The sequence below is a fragment of the Corynebacterium timonense genome (assembly GCF_900105305.1).
GTDB classification, from domain to species: domain Bacteria; phylum Actinomycetota; class Actinomycetes; order Mycobacteriales; family Mycobacteriaceae; genus Corynebacterium; species Corynebacterium timonense.
Genome location: NZ_LT629765.1, coordinates 222,245 through 239,283, shown reverse-complemented (window position 1 = coordinate 239,283; position 17,039 = coordinate 222,245). Strand labels below are relative to the sequence as shown.

Genomic DNA, 17,039 nt, shown 5'->3' with positions numbered 1-17,039 from the left:
GAGCCGCCGAGTAGTCTGGTGCCATGAGTTTTCCCTCCCCCCATATTGATTCCTTCGCGCTGGTCACGGGTGCCTCGCAAGGCATCGGCGAGGCCATCGCCCGTGACCTCGCCGCCGCCGGGCATAACCTGATCGTGGTCGCTCGTCGTGAAGGCGTGCTCATGGCCCTCGCCGAGGAGCTCAGCTCCCGCCACGGCGTCGACGTCGAGGTCTTCGCCGCTGACCTGTCGAAGGAGAACGACGTCACCGCGCTCCTCGAGCACATCTCCCGTCGCACCATCTCCATCTGCATTAACTCGGCGGGCATCGCCTCCTTCGGCCCCTTCATGAAGCAGGACTGGGACTACGAGACGAGCCAGTACCACCTCAACGCCACCGCGGTCTTCCGCATCACCAAGGCGGTACTCGACCAGATGGTGCCGCGCGGCGAGGGGGCGCTGTGCAATGTCGGGTCGGCCGCCGGCAACATCCCCATCCCCAACAACGCCACCTACGTCTTCACCAAGGCGGGCGTGAACGCCTTCACCGAAGCCCTCCACTACGAGCTGAAGGACACCGGCGTGCATGTCACCCTCCTCGCGCCCGGCCCGGTGCGCGAGGCGCACGTGCCCGAGGAGGATCAGACCATCGTGGACAAGGTGGTCCCCGATATCCTCTGGACCACCTACGAGTCCTGCTCGCGCGACACGCTCGCTGCTTTACGACGCAACAAGCGCCGCGTCGTCCCCGGCCCCCTGTCCAAGGCCATGGATGTCATCTCCACCTACGGCCCGCGCGGCGTGATCGCCCCGCTCGTGGGCACGTTCTACGCGCAGATGGGAGAAGAATAAATGGACGTGCCCGCAAAGAACGACCGCATCGTCTGGGTCGACCTGGAAATGACCGGACTCGACCCGGCGCGCCACGTCATCGTCGAGGTCGCAGCGCTCGTCACCGACGCCGAGCTGAACATCCTCGACGAGGGCGTCGACCTCGTCGTCCACGCCAGCGAGGCGGAGCTGGCCGAGATGGACGAAGTCGTCACCGCCATGCACTCCGAAAACGGGCTGCTGGACGACATCACGGCATCGAGCGTCTCGATCGCCGAGGCGGAGGAGGCGGTGCTCGGGCTCGTCGAGAAGCACTGCGACCCCGCTCACCCCGCGCCGCTGGCCGGCAACTCGATCGCCACCGACCGCGCCTTCATCCGCGCCCAGATGCCGACACTCGACGCGGCGCTGCACTACCGCATGATCGACGTCTCCACCGTCAAGGAGCTCGCGCGCCGCTGGTTCCCCAAGGCTTACTACCAGCAGCCCAAGAAAGGCCTCGCCCACCGGGCGCTGGCGGACATCGTCGAATCCATCCGCGAGCTCGACTACTACCGGCGTTCCGTCTTTGTCGCCGCGCCTGGCCCCTCCACCGAGGAGGCCGGGTGTTTCGCCGCGGAGGCGACCGACGCCTACCAGCGGTTTTTGTAAAATTACACCGCCGTACTAAGGTAGAGTCCGCTGCCAAAAAGCAGCGATGGTGGCTGTAGTTCAGCTGGTAGAGCACCAGGTTGTGATCCTGGGTGTCGCGGGTTCGAGCCCCGTCAGCCACCCCGACGGCACGCCCCTCACCGACCTCGTTCGGTGAGGGGCATCGCGCTTTCCGCGTTACCGCAGTTCAAGGCCCATGAAACGACGGATCCACACACACCTTTTGTCGCTTACCCCCCATCACCCTTAGGCTACGGGCGGCGATCTCTAATGACGATGTTGCGTATCTAACGAATAACCGCGAGACGCGCGCCAAGCGGCCATGCTGTGGCCTAAGGGGCAAAATTGTCCTGTAGACCTCTTCTACTTGCGGCAAGGGACCTTGCCCTCTCTTCCAAGAAGAAGCACCACCTCATCCAGCGTAGCCAAAAGAAACGCTGGCCATACTTCACATAGCGCTACGGCTCAGAAACATTAGCAGGATGCCGAGAACCACACATAGGCAGGGAATAGTCAGGATATCCCGCAGCCAAAGTATTGGTCCTTGCTCGGTTGGTTGAAACCGAAACCCTGCATCAAGAACGCATTTGGTTGCGCGCCGAACATAGCTCACTGAATGCGAACGTGAATAGTCGGCGGAAGAATGCACAAGAACTCAGCGGACCAAGAAAAGCTTTAAGTCACTTCAACGATCGGGGGTGTCCTCGCAGCTGCAATCATCGGTTGTTTTCACGTAAGTACCCCGTAAGGGGCCTCAGACCCCATTTATACTCACTTTTGGCTGTGTTATCGCGATTAAAAGCGGGACGCCTCTCACGAAGTATTTGAGAATGTGGATGAGGAAACGGGCCCGACCCCTGGGCGATGAATGTAGACTGCCATTGGCATCCCGAACTCGGTGAACACGGTATGTGGTACATCCACTAAGGGTCGAAAGAAACATAAGGATCCCAAGATGACATTGCACAGCAGCGATTACCGAATGCGCGTCAAAGAGATGGAAAATGAGGCGAAATCCGCCATATCAAGCTTCCAATCTGAACATGATTCAGTAGTCGACGCGCCATTAGATCTTGATGACTTAAGCTCCGCCCCGTTCCCCAGACGGCTAATAGAATCAATCCGCGATTCGGATTTAGACTCTGCAGAGAAGCAAAAACTTATTTGCTATCTCATTGGGTCGTGGTATATCGATCACTCAGAGGGGCGCTGGGCGTACGTCCCCATGCCAATCGAGCCCCCCAGCCTCTATCTCCAGTTTGGAATAGGCGTGGAAACGGACGGAGCTATGTGGAACGCCGCCGAGGCAGCTAAGGACATCAGAGATGGCGAGGATCTCGATTTCGTCGAGTCGATACTTCAAGCCAATCTGAGAGTCATCGGAAGGAATTCACCCCTCTAAGCTGGCGAATCGGTATCGCAAACCTAGTTACACGTCTCGCTTTGCGGGAGCTGTGGGAAGCTCTGGCACAAGCTCCACTGCCATGTGCAGGTAGCAACCGATTCAAGGCTGTCGAGCTGAATAGAGTTTACGTCTAATAGCTCGGCGGCTGCCTCGAAAAACGGGACTCTCATCGATCCCCCTTCCGCCTCTCCTAGGCTGGGCAAATGCATCATTGGTGAGATCGCCAATGGTGCGGGACGCAGTCGTGACCGGCAGGCCCGAAACGGAGTGAATCACCCAGTCGTCGTCCCCCAGATCGGCGCAGCGGAATCGGACGTCCGACTATCGGCTGCGGCGTCGTGACCGCACCGTGAAATACGCCCCGCCCGGCCACAAATCCCCGATCCCCCACATCTCCGCGCGGCGGTCGTGCGCGAGACCACCGCCTCTGCGGCGAGATGTAGATCGCCGATGCGCTCGGCGGCCATGAGCTCCCGTCAAAGCGCCAGCCCCGCAGGCCGTGGCCTGCGGGGTGGTGACCAGGCTACGCTGCTGTGAGAAGCCAGATCTCCCACCACCTCCGCCGCTTCCGCTCCCTTATCGGCACAAAGATGCACTATACGTTCTTTTTGGGCCACCCCTACAGGCGCTGAAGTCTCGATGAGGGACATCATGCCCCATCATGCCCAACAGGGTGTAGCTCTAAGCACGCTGATGATGGGCACCTACAGGTGCATCAGCACCGCGTGGTCGCCAGCGATCTCACATCTATGGGTGTGTATAAGCCACGGCCGTCGCGGTGGTTCCTTTCGAGGAGATGTTGGAGTTGATTCGAAAGGTACTGCGGTGGCCGCCTCACACATTCATGAGGCCCCTCACCGGCAGTCACAGATACACCACGCTAACGGACGCAACCCGGGCGCTGGCTATTTCTAGGGTTAAACGACAAATTCTGTGTTTTTGTCGTTTAACCCGTAGTCGACCTCAACGCACATCAAGCCCGCGCAACCTGGGGACGTACCCCCATAGAATCCTTTGCCCCCGAAACCTACGCCCCTGTGCTGACGTCGACGGCCTCGAGCGCCGCGTCCGCGAGCGCGACCTCGCGCTCCCCCGCGCGCACGAGGCTCATCCCCGCGAAGCGGGTGCCCGTCATGGTGACGTGGATACCGGGGCGTATGCCCACGTCAGCGAGGTAGCGCAGGAGCTCTGCGTCGGAGTCGTTGATGCGTTCGACGGTGCCGGTGGCGCCTTCAGGGAGGGAGGCGAGGGTTTGGACCTGGAGCGCCTCAATCTCGCCCGTGGCGGTGGGGATGGGGTCGCCGTGGGGGTCGCGGACGGGGTGGCCGAGGAGGGCGTCGATACGCGCGACGAACGTTTCGGAGACGGCATGCTCGAGGTTGTCCGCCTCCTCGTGCACCTCGTCCCAGGTGTATCCGAGCTGCTCGACCAGGTAGGTCTCGATGAGCCGGTGCCGGCGAACCATGACGAGCGCCGCCTCACGCCCGTCGGGCGTCAAGGTGATCCCGGAGTAGGGTTCGTGGCTGAGCAGGCCTTTTTCCGCAAGCCGCTTGACACCCTCGGTCGTCGTGGAGGCGCGTTGCCCCATGCGCTGCGCGATCACGCCCATCGTGGCGGGCGCGCCCGAGCGCTCGGTGAGGTCGAAGACGACCTTGAGGTAGTCCTGGGTCTTGAACGGCAGCGCGGAGACATCCATAGGTGAAATCCTAGGTCAGCTGCCGCCCTCCCACCGAGGCCGCGTAGATAACGCCGGACCACAGCGCGATCATCCCGCCGGCGGACAGGCCCCACCATTGGGCGCTGGCCAGCCCCACGAGGCCGATGGCGATGCCGACGAGGGGTGAGCCCGCCAGCAGCGCGCCCGGGGTGCGCACCCAGGGCCGCAGGATCGCCGGGGGCGCGGCGATAAGAGCGATGGAGACGATGGTTCCCACGGCGGGGATCGCCACCACGATGCCCAGGCAGACGAGGACGAGCACGAGGGCGTCGTACAGCCTGTGAGTGCCTATCGACGCCCGGAACAGCGCCTCGGAAAACCCCAGCGACACCAGGCGTGGGCCCACCCCCCACCACGCCACCACGGCGAGCGCGAGGACGACCCCCGCGGCGGCGACGTCGACGGCGTTGGCGGTCAGCACCGACCCGGTGAGAAACGACTCGACGCGCACCGGCAGCGGCGCGAACCACGTCGCCGCGAAGTAGCCCAGCCCGAAGCCCGAGGACAGCACGATCCCAGCCGCCGCCTGGCTGGAAATGCCCGGCAGACGTACGAGCACCGCCATCACCCCGGCCAGCACGAGGCAGCCGATAAGCGCCCCGGCGAAGATCAGCTCGGTGATGCGGCCGGGCGCGAGCGCGGCGCCCGCGACAACGCCCAGCACGGCGCCCGGAAAAGCGGCGTGCGAGACGGCCTCGGCGAAAAAGATCCTCCGGTGCATGAGCGCCAGGGCACCGATCAGGCCGGTCGCCGCGCCGACGAGCACGACCTCCCACACGGCGAGCTGGTTGAGCTGCCACCAGGTCACCGCGCCGGTTGCGTTGGCTGTCGCGTGATCCACCGCGCACCTCCCCTCAGCGCAGCGACGAGGACGAACCCGCCGAGCAGGACCATGACCACGCACGCCTGCGGCGAGACCGGGCGGGCGATGGGCTGCGCGACCACGCACATGCCAACCGCCCCGGCAGCGACGCCGAAGGCACAGGCCAGCGCCGCCATCGTTTCCGGTGACCCGGCCACGAGGCGGGCGGCCGCGGCCGGGATGACAATGAAGCCCACCACGAGCAGCACGCCGACGGCCGCAGAGCCCGCCACCACCGTCGCAGCGACGGCGGCGTTGAGCAGCGCGTCGTGGCGCACCACCCGGATCCCGGCGGCGCGGGCGGCGGCCCGGTCGAACGCGACCGCCACCTGCTGTGGCCACGCCGCCCACACCACAGCGAGCGCCACCGCGCAGGCGACGAGCCCCTGAGTAAGGCGGGGGCCGGTAAGCTCCAGCAGCCTGCCGAACATGAGCGCCTCAAGCTGGCCGGACTTATCCGAGTGCGCCAGCGAGATCACCATGCCTGCGGCGTAGAAACTGGCCAGCACGATGGCGGTGCCGGCCTCCTCGAGCTCGCCACCCCGGCGCGCCACGACTGTCAGCACCGCCGCGGCCGCCGCCCCGACGACGGCGCCGCCGGGCACAATGCCGTCGAGGCCGGAGACGATGAAGCCGACGACGATGCCGGGGAACACGGCGTGCGAGATCGCCTCCGCCGAGAACTCAGCGCGGCGCAAGTTGACCAGGGTGCCCACGGCGCCGGCGCTGATGCCTAGGGCGAGCAGCATGATCAGCGGGCGTAGAAGGTAGGGGGTGTCGACGAGGCTCACCTGCGCACCCCTCCGTCGACAACGGTGAGGGTGCGCTCGCACGTGTCCTCGGACAGGCGCAGGTCGTGGGTGGTCAGCAGCACGGCCATCCCCTGCGCCTTGAGGTCGAGGATGGTCTCCACGAGCCGGTCGCGGCTGGCGCGGTCGAGGCCGTTGAAGGGTTCGTCGAGAAGCAGCGCTCGCGGGCGCGCCACGAGGGCGCGGGCCAGCAGGACGCGCTGGCGCTGCCCGCCGCTCATGTCGCCGAAGCGCGTGCGGGCGCGGTCGGCGAGGCCCACCCGCTCGAGCGCCTCTCGGCTCAGGCGCCTGCCCTCGCGGCCGATGCGCCGGAAGGGCCGAAGTTGAGGCACGAGGCCGAGGCCCACCACGGCCTCGGCGGTGATGGGGAATTCGGGCGCGGCGTCCGAGTGCTGCGGGACGTAGCCCACGGAGCCGTCCACCCTGACCCGGCCGCTCAGCACGTCCGACAGTCCGAGAGCCGCCTTGAGCAGCGTGGACTTGCCCGCGCCGTTACTGCCGAGCAGCCCCACGGCCTCACCGGGGCTGACGGCAAACGTCGCGCCGCGGACCACGGGCGCGCGCCCGTAGCCCACCGTCGCGTCCACGTAGGCCAGTGTCACTGCTTACGCGCCTTCCAGTGTGTCCGGCAGCGGGGCGGGTTCGCCGCCCCACGCGGTGACGAGGGTGGACACGTTGTGCACGATGGAGCCGATGTAGCTCTCCCCGGCCGTCCCGGCGGGGCCGAGCGAGTCGCCGTACAGGGCGTCCTCCCCGGTGATCACGCGCACGCCCGCCGCGCGCGCGATGGCCTCGATGGATTTTGCGTTGTTGGAGTTCTCCGCGAAGATCACCTTCGCGTTGGAGTCGCGCACCTGCTCGACGCCCTGGCGGATGTGCTCGGCGGTGGCGTCCTGCTGCGCGTTGAAGTCCGACAACGCGGAGCCGATGAAGTCGACGTCGTAGTCGCGGGCGAAGTACCCGAAGGCGTCGTGGGAGGTAAACAGCACGCGGTCCTCGCGCGGGACGGTGGAGATGCTTTGGCTCACCCAGACGTCGAGGTCCTTGAGCTGCTCCAGGTAGGCCTCGGCGCGCTCCACCCACGTGCCGTCGCCGCCGGCGGCCGTGTCCAGGCTGTTTGCGATGTTGCGCACCTGCACGGTCGCGCCGCGCGGGCTCGTCCATACGTGGGGGTCGTAGGCGAACTCTTCCTCTTCGCCGGGTTCCGGCTCGAACGGCCACGGGGCGACGTCCGCCGTGTGTTCGCCCTCATCCACCGTGAAGGCGGTGCCGCTCGGCGCGTCGCCCGCCCCGAGAAAGCCAGAGGTCACGGCCATCGTGCCCGCAAAGCCGGAGGACTCCACTGCCTGGTCCAGGAAGTGCTCGAGATCGACGCCGTTGACGAACAGGATGTCGGCCTCGCCGAGCGCGTTCATCTGGCGGCTGGTCATCTCGTGGTCGTGAGCCGAGGCGTTCGGGGCAAGCAGGCACGTCAGCTCGAGGGTGTCGTCCCCTTCTCCGGTGGTCGTCGTCGTGCCCTGAGCGTCGGTTTTCACCAGCTGCGCGCCGCCACCGTCCTCAGCAATGCGGGTGACGTAGTCGCAGATCTGCGTCGTGGTGGCCACGACCTTGAGCGTGCCGTCGTCGGCAGACGCGTTGGCGGCAGGGGTGTTGGCGGCGGAGGCGTCGTCGTTCGGCGCGGAGCACGCTCCGAGCATGCCCGTGAGGGCGACAGCAGTGAACACAGTTCTCAAGCGCATGGTTGTCCTTGTCAAGCCGGGGCATAGTGCCGATGGATATGTACCACGCACACTAACATGTAAGCCGGGTTAGATTGAATTACGCTCTTCAAGTCAGTGAACAATTATGGGCGGGCGGGAAGGCCCGCCCCGCGGTTAAGTCCTACTGCAGCTCGGGGTTCCCCGCCTCCCACGTCTCCCACGGGATGTTCCAGTAGCCCAGGCCGTCCCAGCCGCTGAGGGTGCCGCCGTAGGTGTTCACCACCTCGACAGGGTCCCCGCGCTTGACGTTCTGCAGGAACCAGGCCGCGTCGGCGGGGCTCGCGTTGATGCACCCGTGCGACTGGTTCGTCGAGCCCAACGCCCACATCGCCCACGGCGCCGAATGAACGTAGATGCCCGAGTACGACAGCTGCGTCGCACTATCGACCGGGGTGACGTAGCCGCCGGAGTCCAGTCCCAGTCCGAAGGTTCGCGAGTCCATCACCAGCGCCTCGTGCTGGTCGCCGACCACGTAGGTGCCGTTGGGGGTGTCCCACATGCCGTCGGTGCCCATCGAAATCGGGAAGGAGCGGACTACCTCGCCGTTGCGCGAGAGCGTCAAGGTCTTCGTGGCGTTATCCACCCGCGTGATCACCTCGTCGCCGATGGTGAAGTTCGTCTCCGTGTCCTCGGCGCCGTAGACACCGCCGCCGAGGTCGGCGCCATACAGGTCCGCCTTCACGCTGACGGAGGTGCCCGGCTCCCAGTAGTCCTTCGGGCGCCACCGCAACTCATAGGGGTCGAGCCAGTAGAAATCGCCCTCGGTGTCGTTCGAGGTCTCCACCGTAATCTGTTCCTCTACGGCGTCGCGGTCCTCGGGGGCCGCAGAGAAACGGAACGTCACCGCCTGCCCCACCCCGACGGTGGCACCATCCAGCGGTCCGACCGAGGCGTACGCCTGAACCGCGGGCACGACCGTGCTAAACGACGACTCAATGGCGTTACCCGCCCGGTCCATCCCCTCAAGGGTGTAGGTGCGCCCGTAGCCGAGTTCCTCCGTGGCACGCCACTCGGTCATGTCGTCATTAAACTCGCCCTGGACGCGCTTTCCCGCGTCGTTCGTCAGCATCAGCGAGCTCAGACCCGCCTCCGCCGTCACCTCCACTGGGTCGAGCGGCGCAACGTCAGCGTCGCCGTCCCCGACCGACACCGTCGGCGCTGCCGCCCGCGCCGCCTCCTCGCGGCTGCGCTCGTCTGCGGTCTCCGAGGCCCGCGTCCCCTCCCCGCCGAGCCCCGCCGCGGCCCCAATCGAGCAGCCCGCCAGCACCAGACCCGCAGCGACAACGACCGCGGCCATCGAACGGCGCACCCCTCGCGACTTCCTCATTTTCACTACCCTCACTGCACCCTCACCGGACCGTGTTCGGCCACTCGCTAGCCAATCCCTCCTATTCTATCGCCCCGCGCGCTAAAGGCACATTCCCGACGGCCCGTCGGCGCGTTCTCAGAAAACGCGCTACAACCAGCGGATTTCACGGGCCGGCGAGAGTGGTGTTATATTCTCCTTCGTTGCCAGCACGGCAGACACGACAAAAACAACATATGCGCTACTAGCTCAAGTGGTAGAGCAACTGACTCTTAATCAGTGGGTTCGGGGTTCGAGTCCCTGGTGGCGCACACTTCACCCCCGTCGGGCTTTTGCTCGGCGGGGGTTTTTCGCTGGTCGACATACCCCCCGCGGGTTTCATTAGACTGGAACGTCATGACTACAGCATTGCTTATCGTTGACGTCCAGAACGACTTTTGCCCCGGCGGGGCTCTCGCCACCGACCGCGGCGATGAGGTCGCCACCAAGATCGCCGAGCTTATCTCCACCGCGGATAGCCGCTCGCGTGAATACTCCCACATCCTGGCCACCCAGGATTGGCACATCGACCCGGGCTCGCACTTCTCCGACGCCCCCGATTTCGAGGACACGTGGCCCGTCCACTGCGTCGCCGAGTCGCCCGGCGCCGAGATCAAGGGGACGATTGACACATCGCTTATCGACGTCTTCTTCCGCAAAGGCGAATACTCCGCCGCGTACTCCGGCTTCGAGGGCGCCGCGGACGGCACCCCGCTCGCCGAATGGCTGCGCCAGCATGACGTCGATACGCTCGACATCTGCGGTATTGCCACCGACCACTGCGTGCGCGCCACCGTCCTCGACGCGCTGAAAGAGGGCTTTAACGTGCGGGTGCTGCGCAACATGTGCTCGCCCGTCGACGACCACAACGGAGTCCGCGCCCTCGAAGAGATGGCGCAGTCCGGCGCCGAATTGACGTAAGCCCCCGGTCCGGAGGGCTCCGGGCGGGGGCGATATGGGGGCGTCGATAAGCTAGCGGCGGGCGAGCAGGTCCTGCAGCTCCTTGAGCTCCTTCTTGCGCTTGCGGCCGTTGAAGAACTTAATAGCCACCAGCGCCGCGATACCCACGCCGACGCCGATCAGGGCCTTTTGCACACCGTCCTGCTTGATCAGGCTCGTCGCCTGGTCCTTCGCGTTATCGGCGAGGGTGGAGGGGTTGGTGCGAAACGCGATCTCGTCGAGCGTGCTGGCCAGCTGGCCGCGGGTGCGCTTGATGTCGCGCTCGATGTCATTGATGTCTCGTGCCACGGTAATGAACTCCTACGTTGACTTTTTCTAGAACGTGTCCTTGCCAACAGTAGTGTAAAACGGGCAAGTATGACTGAGAACATTCGCTTGGATTCCGGCGATACCGCCCCCACCTTCACCCTGCCCAGCGACACCGGCGAGACCGTCTCGTTGGAGGACTACGCGGGAAAGAAAGTCATCGTGTACTTCTACCCTCGCGCCAACACGCCGGGGTGCACGACCGAGGCGTGCGACTTCTCTGACAACCTCTCGCAGTTCAACGACGCCGACATCGACGTCATCGGCATCAGCCCCGACTCTCCCGAGAAGCTGGCGAAGTTCCGCGCCGACCACGACCTCGCCATCACCCTGCTGTCGGATCCCTCGAAGGAGGTCATGCAGCAGTGGGGCGCGTTCGGTGAGAAGAAGAACTACGGCAAGGTCGTCCACGGCGTCATCCGCTCGACCTTCCTCGTGGGCGCAGACGGGATCATCGAGCAGGCGCAGTACAACGTGCGTGCCTCCGGCCACGTTGGCCGTATCCTCCGCGACTGGCCTATCGGGGGCTAGCTTTTCTGGGCTCTCGAGAACTCTGTCTCCCTCGAGGACACGGTGTGCGCCCGGCGAGACTTGAACTCGCACGTCCGTAGACACTGGAACCTAAATCCAGCGCGTCTGCCAATTCCGCCACGGGCGCCCGCTTTGCGCCACAGGAGAGTAGGCCAAAGCACGTTCACACTTTACACGCGCGGCCCCGCGCACCACGACACCGCATACCCCGCGCGCGAATCAACCTTTTGTTTGAGGTGGGCGAGTTGGTAGACTCCCGGACTGTGAGTGAGCCGATGGACGCCCAGCCGGGCACCAAACCGGGCTCTGCGGCTGGCACCGCCACGCACCCGCCGCAGCGCCAGCGCATCCGCGTGCGCGCGTGGCATATTGTGCTGCTGGTCCTCGCGGTCATCTGTACCTTCCTCCTCGCCTGGTGGCAGTGGACCCGGTTCCAGTCCGGCAGCGGCACGTTCCAGAACCTCGGATACGCCCTGCAATGGCCCATCTTCGGCGCGTTCTTCGTCTACGCCTACCGCATGGGCATCAGGATGGAAAACGAGAAGATCGACGCGCACAACTCCGGGGCCTCCATGCAGGAGCTGTACGAGGCAGACCAGGCCCGCTTCGGCGGCGCAGAAACTACCACATCCATCGACGACGATTTCCTCCCCGCCCGCCCCACGCTCGACGTCGAGGAGTTCAACGCCCTCAACGTCCAGCGCCGCGGGCAGGGCGACGGACCCGAAGAGAGCAGGCAATGAGCACCCCCTCCACCGAGAACACCTCCACGCAAGTCGCACCGAAGATTCACCCCGAACGGCAGCGGCGCGTCAAGACGGCGCTGACGCTGTTTTCCATCGCGGCGTGGGTCACCGGCGTCCTGCTCCTCCTGCTCTGCCTGCGCATGATCATGCAGTACGGCTTTGACATGGACGTCTCCGCCCTCCTCTGGGTCGGCCGCGTCCACGGCCTGGCGTACATGGCGTTCCTGGTCACCTCGATGAACCTCGGTCTGAAGGCCCGCTGGCCCGCGGCGACCTGGGTGGTCACCGCGATCTCCGGCGTCGTGCCCTTCCTCTCCTTCTGGGTGGAGGCGAAGCGCCGCCGCGAGGTGACCCAGCAGTTCCAGCTGGGCTAAGAGGCCCCCGCCTCCAGCTGGGCGATGAGCGGCGCTAGCTCGCGCAGCGCCGCCCCGCGGTGCGAGCGCGCGTTCTTCTCCTCCGGCGACAGCTCGGCAGAGGAGCGGCCCGGGGTATCGGCCGGCTCGAAGAGGGGATCGTAGCCAAAGCCCCCCTTCCCGCGCGGGGCGCGCAGGAGCGTACCCTCCCACCGCCCCGTCGCCGTGAACTCGTCCCCCATCGGGGTCACCAGAGCGCAGCAGGACACGAACGCGGCGTCGCGCACGGCGATATCGCTCATCTGCGCAAGCAGCAGCCGATTGTTCGCCTCGTCGTCGCCGTGGCTGCCGGACCAGCGCGCCGAGAGCACGCCCGGCATGCCGTTGAGGGCGGTGACGGAAAGCCCGGAGTCGTCAGCCACGCACGGCAGGCCCGTCGCCGCCACCCCGGCGCGTGCCTTGATCAGGGCGTTATCCTCGAAGGTCAGGCCGTCCTCGCGGGGCTCCGGGTAGGAGTCGACCTCGGCGAGCGAGACCACCTCGACCCCCTCAATCCCCAGCTCGGCGAGCACGGCCTCGAGCTCGCGCTGCTTCTTCGCGTTGTTGGAGGCGACGAGGACCTTTACCATTCCAGCGCCGCCTTCTGCGCCTCGATGAGCTGGGCGCAGCCCGTCTCGGCCACGTCGAGCATCGCGTCGAGCTCAGTGCGCCCGAACAGGCCGTGCTCGCCGGTGCCCTGGATCTCCACGAACTTGCCGCCCTCCTGCATCACCACGTTCAGGTCGACCTCGGCGCGGGAGTCTTCCTCGTAGGGCAGGTCGAGGGCGACGTTGCCCTCGAGCAGGCCGACGGACACCGCGGCCACCGGCGGCAGGAGCGGCTCGCCGGGGACCACGCCGCGCTCGCGCAGCACCGCGATGGCGTCGGCCAGCGCCACGTAGGCGCCCGTGATGGAAGCGGTGCGGGTGCCGCCGTCTGCCTGGAGCACGTCACAGTCGAGCTGGATCGTGTTCTCCCCCAGCTGCCTCAGGTCCACCGCCGCGCGCAGGGAGCGCCCCACCAGACGCGAGATTTCGTGAGTGCGGCCCTTGACCTTGCCCTTCATCGACTCGCGCGGCATGCGCTCGTGCGTGGCGGAGGGTAGCATCGCGTACTCGGCGGTGAGCCACCCCTCGCCGGAGTCCTTCTTAAAACGGGGCACCCCCACCTCCACCGAGGCGGTGCACATCACGCGGGTGTTGCCGAACTCGACGAGCACGCTGCCCGCCGGGTTGGAGGTGAAGCCGCGGGTGATACGGACGGGACGCAACTCGTCGAGGGCGCGCCCGTCGGCGCGCTGGAAAGCAGTTTCAGTCATGCCGTCCAGCGTAACTTAAAGGTCGAACACGTCCCCCGGCCGACCGACAACGACGGGCCCGTCGAACTCGCGGCGCGCGGCGGCGGCCGTCTCCTCCGGGTCCGTCCACGGTTGGATGTGGACTAGGACGAGGGTGTCCACCCCCGCCTCGCGGGCGAGCCATCCGGCTTCCTGCCCCGACAGGTGCATCCCGGGCGCCTTGCCCTCGGAGCTCGGCCCCCACGCGGCCTCGCACAGAAAGAGATCGGCGTCGCGTGCGACGTCGAGAAGCGAGGGCGTCATGCCCGAATCCCCGGAAAACGCGAGCACCCTGCCCGTGTGCGAGCACACGACGCGCAGCGCGTGCGACTCGGCCGCGGGGTGGAGCACCGGGATCGGCGTGATCTCGAGGCCTTCGAGTTCGAGCGGGCTCCACGACTGCCAGGGGCGGACATCGAAGGTGTCGGAGATGTCGTCGATATCCGCCGGTCCGTCCGCGCTCATGCGCCCGAAGTGCTCGGCCGCGTAGGAGGGGCCAGCCAAAACGTGGCGCCTCGGCGACGGCGCCGTCGGGTGGAAGCGGCGCCACACCAAAAGCGAGGGCAGGTCCGAGCAGTGGTCGGCGTGCAGGTGGGAGAAGATGACGTGCGCGTTCGCCGGGTCGTGCACCGACTGCAGCGCGGCAAGCGCCCCGGGGCCGAAGTCCATCACAACACCGGGCGCGTCGGGGCGCTCAGGGGACGAAATCAGGTAGGAAGACCCGGGATTGCCCGGCGCGCCCAGGCTCCCGGAACACCCGAGAATGGTCAACCTCATGGGTCAACTGTGCCATGAAACACGCCTGAAATCTAACCAACTCGCCTGGGCGCTAACCCGCGGACGCGCTGCCCACGGCCGTCACTTGGGGGCCGAGGAAGCGCGCGGCAAGGGCGTTGAACGCGTCCGGGTTGCCCGTCGATTCGACAACGTGGGCGGGCGCTGCGCCTGCGGGAGCGAGCATGTCGTTCTCCGTGAGCACGCGGAGCACGTCCTTCGCGGTCTCCTCCGCCGAGGAGACGAGCGTGACGTGGTCGCCGATGGCCAGCTGCAGCACGCCCGACAGCAGCGGGTAGTGGGTGCACCCGAGCACGAGGGTGTCCACGCCCGCGGCCTGCAGCGGCTCGAGGTAGCCCTGCGCCACCCCGAGGATCTGGCGCCCGGACGTCACGCCGCGCTCGACGAACTCCACGAACGCCGGGCACGCCGCCGCCGTCACCTCGACACCCGGCGCAAGGTTAAACAGGTCCTGGTAGGCGCCGGAGGTGATGGTGCCTGTCGTGCCGATCACCCCGACGCGGTTGTTGCGGGTGGTCGCGATGGCGCGGCGCACCGCCGGCTTGATCACCTCGACCACGGGGATGCTGTAGCGCTCGCGCGCGTCGTGCAGGAACGCCGCCGAGGCGGTGTTGCACGCGATGACGAGCATCTTGCAGCCGCGTTCGACAAGGTCGTCGGCGATCCGCGTGGCGTGCCGACGCACCTCGGCGATGGGCTGCGGGCCGTAGGGGCCGTTGGCGGTGTCGCCGATGTAGATGATGGATTCGTTGCCGAGCTGCTCCATCACCGCGCGGGCGACCGTCAGCCCGCCCACGCCGGAGTCGAACATGCCAATCGGGCGGGGGTCGCCCGCGCCGGGCTGAGTGGTCTCACTATCACTGTCGCGGGGGTCGAGGCTCGGTATACGCACGGCCCTGATGCTACTCCCCCGCCGCGACCCGTCGGGCGCGGTCTAGGGCCTGCGCCCTTGCAGCTTGCGCTGCTCGCGGCGCGCCGCCAGCTCGGGCGGGTCGTCGGAGGTGATCACCATGCCCGCGACGAGGCCGCCGATCGCGCCGAAGAGGTGGCCCTGCCAACTCACCCCGGGGTTGATCGGCAGCACGCCCCAGATCAGGCCCGAGTAAAAGAAGCCGAGGATGACACCGAGCAGGATCTGTTTCATCGACCGGTTGAAGATACCGCGGATGATCAGGTACGTCAGCCAGCCGTAGACGAGGCTGGAGGCGCCGATGTGGTTGGTGCCCACCCCGCCGAAGATCCACGTGCCCACGCCGGCGATGATCCACGTAAACCCCGTGACCTCCCAGAACACCCTCGAACCCGAATAGCCGATGAGGAAGCAGAAGATCGCGCCGGGCACGCTGTTGGACATGATGTGGCTGAGATCGGCGTGCAGCAGCGGGGCGAAGAAGATGCCGGTCAACCCCGACGGGTCCAGCGGATGAATGCCGAAGTAGTTGAGCTTTCTCCCGAAGAAGATGGTGTTGACGAGGAACACCGCCCAGATCACCGCGAGGAAACCGAGGGCGTAGCGCACGCCCGTCGCCCGCTTCTGGGCGGGCGTCTTGTTCATCTGTCCCGCGGACACGGGCTGCAGGCCGCTGTAGTGCGCTGGAGTTTGGTAGTAAGACACATCGTGCAGTTTAGTGGGCGAGCTCACTCCACGTCGTCAGCCCGTAGCCCGACTGGGCGCTCACGACCGCGTCGACGATCGCTTCCTCGACGACCTCAGCCGCCGCATGGCACAGCGCAGCTAGCTTTTCGACGCCCACCCCAGCGCCCACCTCACCGGCCGTCGATACGGCGAACAGCGTGTCCCCGTCGAGGGGCCCGTGCGCCGGCTTGACGGCGCGCGCGATCCCGTCGTGGCCGGACACGGCGAGGCGTTGCAGCTGCGCCGGCGGCAGCGCAGCGTCGGTAGCGATCACCCCGATGGTGGTGTTGAGCTGCGGCGCGAGGTACTCCAGGCGGGCGAACTCCGCGCGGTCGACAGCCGGGCGCGTGCTATCGCCGTAGAGCAGGCCCGTGCCCTCGTCGACGACGTTGCCCACGGGGTTCGCCACCACGCCCGCGGCAACGACGTGGCCGTCGACCTCGCGCGCCGCCTCGCCGTAGCCGCCGCGCAACACGCCCGCGGTCGCCCCGCAACCCGCTCCCACGTTTCCGGATTCGTGGTGGTGCTCCTCCGCCGCAAACGCCGCCGCCACGGCGGCCGCCCCGTCCTCGACGCCGGGGCGGTGCGCGGGCGAGCCGACGACAAGATCGAAAATGACGGCCGCGGGGACGATGGGCACCCTCGGGCCCGGGGCGTCCTCGCCGAAGACGGGAAACCCCCGCCCGAGGCGCTCGAGCTCGCGCATCGCGCCGTCGGCAGCGGCCAACCCGAAGGCCGATCCGCCGGCGAGCAGCACGGCGTGCACGCGCTGTACCGTGTTATGCGGGGCGAGCAGGTCCGTCTCCCTCGTCCCGGGCCCGCCGCCGCGAACGTCGACGGCGGCGAGCATGCCGGCCGGGTCGCTCGCGACGACGGCGGTGACGCCCGTGTCTCCCATGCTGCGGTGGCCGAGGAGGACCCCCGGGACGCGCGCCAGCCCTTTTTCGCTTTTCGCCATACCCGGATTGTAGACCCGGAT

At 66.7% G+C, this 17,039-nt stretch carries 20 protein-coding genes and 3 tRNA genes; 9 read left to right on the top strand and 14 right to left on the bottom strand.

Annotated elements, in window-relative coordinates; translation table 11 throughout:
- The first annotated feature begins 23 nt into the window (after nt 1-23).
- The 4 genes from cmrA to BLT81_RS01200 all read left to right on the top strand — a co-directional run bounded on the left by cmrA (nt 24) and on the right by BLT81_RS01200 (nt 2,862).
- A complete protein-coding gene (gene cmrA / locus BLT81_RS01215) occupies nt 24-830 on the top strand; it encodes a mycolate reductase (protein ID WP_019193393.1) in 807 nt (268 codons plus the stop codon).
- Entirely contained in the window at nt 831-1,460 is a 630-nt protein-coding gene (gene orn, locus BLT81_RS01210; RefSeq protein ID WP_019193394.1) for an oligoribonuclease, read from the top strand. It begins immediately after the preceding gene.
- Nucleotides 1,461-1,509: 49 nt separating this feature from the next.
- Nucleotides 1,510-1,582 (top strand) — tRNA-His (locus tag BLT81_RS01205).
- A gap of 833 nt (nt 1,583-2,415) precedes the next feature.
- Nucleotides 2,416-2,862, top strand: a complete 447-nt coding sequence (locus tag BLT81_RS01200; protein WP_019193395.1) for a hypothetical protein — start codon at nt 2,416-2,418, stop codon at nt 2,860-2,862.
- A gap of 1,030 nt (nt 2,863-3,892) precedes the next feature.
- On the opposite strand, the gene BLT81_RS01195 is transcribed toward BLT81_RS01200, so the two are convergent.
- The 6 genes from BLT81_RS01195 to BLT81_RS01170 form a co-directional block, all read right to left on the bottom strand.
- Nucleotides 3,893-4,561: a metal-dependent transcriptional regulator gene (locus BLT81_RS01195; RefSeq protein WP_019193396.1), complete on the bottom strand. Its 669-nt coding sequence runs from the start codon at nt 4,559-4,561 to the stop codon at nt 3,893-3,895.
- 10 nt (nt 4,562-4,571) lie between these two features.
- Nucleotides 4,572-5,423, bottom strand: a complete 852-nt coding sequence (locus BLT81_RS01190; protein WP_019193397.1) for a metal ABC transporter permease — start codon at nt 5,421-5,423, stop codon at nt 4,572-4,574.
- A complete protein-coding gene (locus BLT81_RS01185) occupies nt 5,387-6,235 on the bottom strand; it encodes a metal ABC transporter permease (RefSeq protein ID WP_019193398.1) in 849 nt (282 codons plus the stop codon). The genes BLT81_RS01190 and BLT81_RS01185 overlap by 37 nt, the downstream gene beginning before the upstream one ends.
- On the bottom strand, nt 6,232-6,855 hold the full coding sequence (locus BLT81_RS01180; RefSeq protein ID WP_019193399.1) for a metal ABC transporter ATP-binding protein: 624 nt from the start codon (nt 6,853-6,855) through the stop codon (nt 6,232-6,234). The genes BLT81_RS01185 and BLT81_RS01180 overlap by 4 nt, the downstream gene beginning before the upstream one ends.
- Nucleotides 6,856-6,858: 3 nt before the next feature.
- A complete protein-coding gene (locus BLT81_RS01175) occupies nt 6,859-7,950 on the bottom strand; it encodes a metal ABC transporter substrate-binding protein (protein ID WP_040420893.1) in 1,092 nt (363 codons plus the stop codon).
- 184 nt (nt 7,951-8,134) lie between these two features.
- Nucleotides 8,135-9,340, bottom strand: coding sequence for a L,D-transpeptidase (locus tag BLT81_RS01170; protein WP_040420692.1), 1,206 nt, complete (start codon nt 9,338-9,340; stop codon nt 8,135-8,137).
- Nucleotides 9,341-9,557: 217 nt separating this feature from the next.
- Between BLT81_RS01170 and BLT81_RS01165 the strand changes: the two genes are divergently transcribed.
- Nucleotides 9,558-9,630 (top strand) — tRNA-Lys (locus BLT81_RS01165).
- Nucleotides 9,631-9,715: 85 nt separating this feature from the next.
- Nucleotides 9,716-10,279: a nicotinamidase gene (locus BLT81_RS01160; RefSeq protein WP_040420694.1), complete on the top strand. Its 564-nt coding sequence runs from the start codon at nt 9,716-9,718 to the stop codon at nt 10,277-10,279.
- A gap of 51 nt (nt 10,280-10,330) precedes the next feature.
- On the opposite strand, the gene BLT81_RS01155 is transcribed toward BLT81_RS01160, so the two are convergent.
- A complete protein-coding gene (locus tag BLT81_RS01155; protein WP_019193403.1) occupies nt 10,331-10,606 on the bottom strand; it encodes a DUF3618 domain-containing protein in 276 nt (91 codons plus the stop codon).
- Between the two features lie 69 nt (nt 10,607-10,675).
- On the opposite strand from BLT81_RS01155, the gene bcp reads away from it, so the two are divergent.
- Complete coding sequence (bcp, locus tag BLT81_RS01150; RefSeq protein WP_019193404.1) at nt 10,676-11,155, top strand: thioredoxin-dependent thiol peroxidase; 480 nt, start codon at nt 10,676-10,678, stop codon at nt 11,153-11,155.
- Between the two features lie 45 nt (nt 11,156-11,200).
- Here the strand turns inward: bcp and BLT81_RS01145 are convergent.
- Nucleotides 11,201-11,282, bottom strand: a tRNA-Leu gene (locus BLT81_RS01145).
- Nucleotides 11,283-11,418: 136 nt separating this feature from the next.
- Here BLT81_RS01145 and BLT81_RS01140 point away from each other — a divergent pair.
- Together BLT81_RS01140 and BLT81_RS01135 are read left to right on the top strand one after the other, a co-directional pair.
- Entirely contained in the window at nt 11,419-11,898 is a 480-nt protein-coding gene (locus BLT81_RS01140) for a hypothetical protein (protein ID WP_331271094.1), read from the top strand.
- On the top strand, nt 11,895-12,275 hold the full coding sequence (locus tag BLT81_RS01135; RefSeq protein ID WP_019193406.1) for a DUF3817 domain-containing protein: 381 nt from the start codon (nt 11,895-11,897) through the stop codon (nt 12,273-12,275). Before BLT81_RS01140 ends, BLT81_RS01135 begins: the two co-directional genes overlap by 4 nt.
- On the opposite strand, the gene rdgB is transcribed toward BLT81_RS01135, so the two are convergent.
- The 6 genes from rdgB to BLT81_RS01105 all read right to left on the bottom strand — a co-directional run bounded on the left by rdgB (nt 12,272) and on the right by BLT81_RS01105 (nt 17,018).
- Complete coding sequence (gene rdgB, locus BLT81_RS01130) at nt 12,272-12,883, bottom strand: RdgB/HAM1 family non-canonical purine NTP pyrophosphatase (RefSeq protein WP_019193407.1); 612 nt, start codon at nt 12,881-12,883, stop codon at nt 12,272-12,274. The genes BLT81_RS01135 and rdgB overlap by 4 nt on opposite strands.
- Complete coding sequence (gene rph, locus BLT81_RS01125; protein ID WP_019193408.1) at nt 12,877-13,611, bottom strand: ribonuclease PH; 735 nt, start codon at nt 13,609-13,611, stop codon at nt 12,877-12,879. Before rph ends, rdgB begins: the two co-directional genes overlap by 7 nt.
- Before the next feature lie 15 nt (nt 13,612-13,626).
- A complete protein-coding gene (locus tag BLT81_RS01120) occupies nt 13,627-14,406 on the bottom strand; it encodes an MBL fold metallo-hydrolase (RefSeq protein WP_040420696.1) in 780 nt (259 codons plus the stop codon).
- A 52-nt stretch (nt 14,407-14,458) separates the two neighbouring features.
- Nucleotides 14,459-15,235, bottom strand: coding sequence for a glutamate racemase (murI, locus tag BLT81_RS01115; RefSeq protein ID WP_019193410.1), 777 nt, complete (start codon nt 15,233-15,235; stop codon nt 14,459-14,461).
- 123 nt (nt 15,236-15,358) lie between these two features.
- Entirely contained in the window at nt 15,359-15,979 is a 621-nt protein-coding gene (locus BLT81_RS01110; protein ID WP_019193411.1) for a rhomboid family intramembrane serine protease, read from the bottom strand.
- A 70-nt stretch (nt 15,980-16,049) separates the two neighbouring features.
- Nucleotides 16,050-17,018 (bottom strand): P1 family peptidase, encoded by a 969-nt coding sequence (locus BLT81_RS01105; protein ID WP_019193412.1) that lies wholly within the window; start codon nt 17,016-17,018, stop codon nt 16,050-16,052.
- Nucleotides 17,019-17,039: the final 21 nt, after the last annotated feature.

Coding starts and splice junctions, on each gene's coding strand:
- cmrA (WP_019193393.1), top strand. CDS start 24: ATGAGTTTTCCCTCCCCCCATATTGATTCCTTCGCGCTGGTCACGGGT.
- orn (WP_019193394.1), top strand. CDS start 831: ATGGACGTGCCCGCAAAGAACGACCGCATCGTCTGGGTCGACCTGGAA.
- BLT81_RS01200 (WP_019193395.1), top strand. CDS start 2,416: ATGACATTGCACAGCAGCGATTACCGAATGCGCGTCAAAGAGATGGAA.
- BLT81_RS01195 (WP_019193396.1), bottom strand. CDS start 4,561: ATGGATGTCTCCGCGCTGCCGTTCAAGACCCAGGACTACCTCAAGGTC.
- BLT81_RS01175 (WP_040420893.1), bottom strand. CDS start 7,950: ATGCTCGGAGCGTGCTCCGCGCCGAACGACGACGCCTCCGCCGCCAAC.
- BLT81_RS01170 (WP_040420692.1), bottom strand. CDS start 9,340: ATGAGGAAGTCGCGAGGGGTGCGCCGTTCGATGGCCGCGGTCGTTGTC.
- BLT81_RS01160 (WP_040420694.1), top strand. CDS start 9,716: ATGACTACAGCATTGCTTATCGTTGACGTCCAGAACGACTTTTGCCCC.
- bcp (WP_019193404.1), top strand. CDS start 10,676: ATGACTGAGAACATTCGCTTGGATTCCGGCGATACCGCCCCCACCTTC.
- BLT81_RS01135 (WP_019193406.1), top strand. CDS start 11,895: ATGAGCACCCCCTCCACCGAGAACACCTCCACGCAAGTCGCACCGAAG.
- rdgB (WP_019193407.1), bottom strand. CDS start 12,883: ATGGTAAAGGTCCTCGTCGCCTCCAACAACGCGAAGAAGCAGCGCGAG.
- rph (WP_019193408.1), bottom strand. CDS start 13,611: ATGACTGAAACTGCTTTCCAGCGCGCCGACGGGCGCGCCCTCGACGAG.
- BLT81_RS01120 (WP_040420696.1), bottom strand. CDS start 14,406: ATGAGGTTGACCATTCTCGGGTGTTCCGGGAGCCTGGGCGCGCCGGGC.
- murI (WP_019193410.1), bottom strand. CDS start 15,235: ATGTTCGACTCCGGCGTGGGCGGGCTGACGGTCGCCCGCGCGGTGATG.
- BLT81_RS01110 (WP_019193411.1), bottom strand. CDS start 15,979: ATGAACAAGACGCCCGCCCAGAAGCGGGCGACGGGCGTGCGCTACGCC.
- BLT81_RS01105 (WP_019193412.1), bottom strand. CDS start 17,018: ATGGCGAAAAGCGAAAAAGGGCTGGCGCGCGTCCCGGGGGTCCTCCTC.